The organism is Flavobacteriales bacterium (assembly GCA_013214975.1).
GTDB lineage: Bacteria > Bacteroidota > Bacteroidia > DT-38 > DT-38 > DT-38.
The window spans coordinates 1-3,401 of sequence record JABSPR010000096.1 but is presented as its reverse complement, the minus strand read 5'-3'; the positions used below and the strand labels follow the sequence as shown (position 1 = coordinate 3,401).

Sequence of the window (3,401 nt, the reverse complement as noted above, 5' to 3'; positions counted from 1 at the left end):
TATGATCCATCAATTAAACTTGAGATATTATCTGTACCCGATCCTACAATCGCTGTAGTACTCCCAGTAGACCAAGTAAACGTATACAAACTTGGATCTCCTCCCGCTACCAATGCTGTAACTTGGCCGTTAGTACCTCCATTACATGTTGGATTATTCGTTACTGCCACAACATCTACAGTAACCGTTTCCGCCACATCAAACATAATAGCAGAATCTGCCGGACTCGAACAACCAGTAGCAATATCCGTAACCACAAGAGTTGTCCAGCCTGCTGTTAATCCCAATGCCTTTTTGGTCGTTTCACCATTTCCCCATAAATATGTAAAATCGACAGCGTTCATTGTATTACCAAACCCTTGAGTTGGCTGCCCATCTGCAGTTCCATTACTATCTAAGTAACATACATTACCAAGGGGGTCTTCACAACATACTGTAATTGATGGATCCGCCATATAGTCAATTACTATTCCTGCAGAAGCAACTGTTCCTGGATTATCATCTCCAACTGTAACAGTGTATGTTCCAGGGCTAAGATTAGATATAGTTGCCGTTGTGCCGCCATTACTCCATATATAAGTGACGGCACCTGTAATTGATAATGGATCCACCACAACCGTAGCCGACCCATTTCCGTCGTCCTTACATACCTCATCCGTAAAACTAGTAGAAGTAATTACCAATTGTCCGTATCCCATTTGGCATACGAACAAACTAACAACTAGTAGTACTAATATTCTTATATTTTTCGACTTCTGCATTTACTTCAATTTACCTCTGGTTAGATAAACTCTAATTTCTTAAAATTTGGCTAAAACAAAGTGGTTTAACATAGTAGTTTGATAATACTATTATGCCTGAAAGAAACTTTCACCCTAGGTTTTAACACTCCCCGTCATTTTGCTTTAAGCCAACAACATGTCATTTAGACGAAATTCATTCAAAAAGGTTCAACCCTTTAACTAAGGTAAAACCACTTCTATATATACTAGAATCTCTTTTGATTAACTAAATAGACTTTTTAGCGTCATTGAACTTTTCAATATTCAAATCAATGACTTTTATACTCTCAATATCTACTGGCTTTATATAAAATGCAATATTCAACTCTTTGGCTTTTCTTTTATCAAGCGGATTATCACTTGATGTTAGTATGGCCATATACGTTTGGCCAGCTTCCTTAAAATTCAATTTATTATATGCCTCAACAAATCCCCAACCGTTCATTAAAGGCATATTGATATCAACCAAAATCACATTTGGGAACTTCTCACCTGAATCTTGCAAGAAATCTAGTGCCTCCTGCCCTGACGTTACTGAATCAAACGCCCAGTCAACTCCAGATAATTCAATTATACTTTCAGCCATGAAATTGAACACCTCTTCGTCGTCAATAAACAAGACTCTTTTATTCTTTTCAATCTTCAACATGAACAATTGTCTTTGTAATGTTAAACATAGTGATTTATATCATAGATAACCCCATCAACACACCTGAGATTTAACTCTAAAAAACAGGCAATCTTCTACCCTTCTGTTAACTAGCAACATATAAACCAAACAAAAGGCAGTATTAAAACGAAAAAAACGATGAAAAGTTTAGTTTTTTGAATGTAAGATTACTCTCAATATTTCATTTTATTGATATGCTTTACTGGTCAATGCCGGAGCAAAAAAAACTTAATAATTCATATTAAATAAACGATCAACTATCTCAATATAAAAAATGATGGTACAATAATTGTCTTGCTAAAATATCGACACTTTTTTTTTATAAAAAAAGAGCTAATCTGCAATCTAATGGAATCTCATTTTTTCGATTATTTTTGCATTCTAAATAACAAATATGAAACAAGCACTACTCGGATTATTAATACTCTCATTATCTATCACCGGATGCAAATCTGAATTCACTTCAGAACTTCGAAAAACAGTTGAATTAAAAGGCATAGATCTTAAAAAAATTCAATATTACACTTCAGAAACTATAGAACTTAAAAGAGTAATGACATCAAAGGAAACTAAAACTTCTGATGGGGATATTGTGATGGAAGAAGGTCGCCAGGTTGAAATGATCGTTATTGAAAAAGGCACTATGGGGACTTGTGAAAATAGCACAAGCAACAGTTTGAATATCCGATTTGAATTAGGAGAAGGAAATACGTTAACATTCAGATCCAGAGGAGGACTAGGTTACTACGAATTATTCACTGAAGATCCGAAAAACAAAACTGAAACTGATGCTAACAACTTATACTGGGCAAACAATTACGGAAAAGTAAACTATGGCACCAAAGAGTTTGCTACCACTTCAACGTATGCAAGACCTAAATTAATGATTAAGAAAAAAGATTCTAAGAAGACACAGATAAAGAAAAGGAAGGCAAGTGGAATGAAGGTTCAATAAACCTTTACTTATATAGCACTAATTTCCTTTTTTAGAGACATTAAATCTGACAGAAAATCTTCGGAACTTACTTCTAAGCTAGTCTTCAAGTCTTCAATCATATCGACATAATATTCTACACCCTCGTTCAGATTAATTTTAAATTCTGTAATATATTTCACCTGCTTATCCTCTAAAGGTAATTTAAAATCTTCTATTGCATCTTTTAAATACTTAATATAAATACCTATTTCCTTTAAGAACATATTTGGCCTATTCTCAAAAGTCATTACATCATCTCTTCCATAAATATGTGCTATCATTTTATCCATTGATATTATCTCGGAAAAATAAGCTGCGTTAGGACCAGGGCATATGGATTTCCCAGGACCCTCTATTTTAATATCAAGATTTTCATTTTGCAAAGTCCCAGAAACCAATCCAACACAAATACATTCTTTTTCTACAATGGTATTGTAGGCCGATTGATACTTTTCTTGACTTAGCTCTTCTTTTTGACTTTCTAACTCTTTAATCTTTATCTCTTGAAATTTTCTTGAAGATTTACAAATAGGTTCATCCGTATAATCAGTATTAGAAACGAGATACTTTTTCGGACAAGGGCTCCCTGGGTTACCGTTCTTAACATTTTCCCAAAGAATCTCACTTTTAGAAGTCCCTCTTACAGTATTAAACGGAATACCTAATGGCGAAGTTTTACTTAAATAAAAATCTTTTTCCTTTCCATTTTTAATCAAGTCCCTAGTCTCATCATCCAAGTTCGTTACTTCTGGCACTAGTAAAAAAGGAGAAGCCCAACCAACTCCATCTACTTTATAAAAATCCAGTAAAAATTCATGCTCTTTATTTGTACCAATTCCTCCCTGAGTTGTTACTTTTAAATCCATTGGACTAGAAGGAATAGCCTTACCCTTCGATTCTAAGGCATTCACCAATATCGAATGTATTTCTTCTATCAATTCTTCCCTGTCATTTTTAAATTCCTGAAGAATAG

Annotated in this window: 4 protein-coding genes; 1 reads left to right on the top strand and 3 read right to left on the bottom strand. The window is 34.2% G+C overall.

Going from position 1 to position 3,401, the window contains the following annotated elements; genetic code table 11:
• Positions 1–761: SprB repeat-containing protein (locus tag HRT72_03905; protein ID NQY66851.1), on the bottom strand; the 761-nt coding region annotated here is incomplete at its 3' end.
• Between the two features lie 247 nt (positions 762–1,008).
• Positions 1,009–1,431 carry a response regulator gene (locus HRT72_03900; GenBank protein ID NQY66850.1) on the bottom strand — a complete coding sequence of 141 codons (423 nt, stop codon included), beginning with the start codon at positions 1,429–1,431 and terminating at the stop codon, positions 1,009–1,011.
• A gap of 415 nt (positions 1,432–1,846) precedes the next feature.
• On the opposite strand from HRT72_03900, the gene HRT72_03895 reads away from it, so the two are divergent.
• A complete protein-coding gene (locus tag HRT72_03895; protein ID NQY66849.1) occupies positions 1,847–2,407 on the top strand; it encodes a hypothetical protein in 561 nt (186 codons plus the stop codon).
• A gap of 8 nt (positions 2,408–2,415) precedes the next feature.
• On the opposite strand, the gene HRT72_03890 is transcribed toward HRT72_03895, so the two are convergent.
• A partial coding sequence (locus HRT72_03890; GenBank protein NQY66848.1) for a hypothetical protein occupies positions 2,416–3,401 on the bottom strand: 986 nt, incomplete at its 5' end.

Bases quoted from the DNA above. Each gene is read 5' to 3' on its own strand.
- HRT72_03900 (NQY66850.1), bottom strand. From the start codon at position 1,431: ATGTTGAAGATTGAAAAGAATAAAAGAGTCTTGTTTATTGACGACGAA.
- HRT72_03895 (NQY66849.1), top strand. From the start codon at position 1,847: ATGAAACAAGCACTACTCGGATTATTAATACTCTCATTATCTATCACC.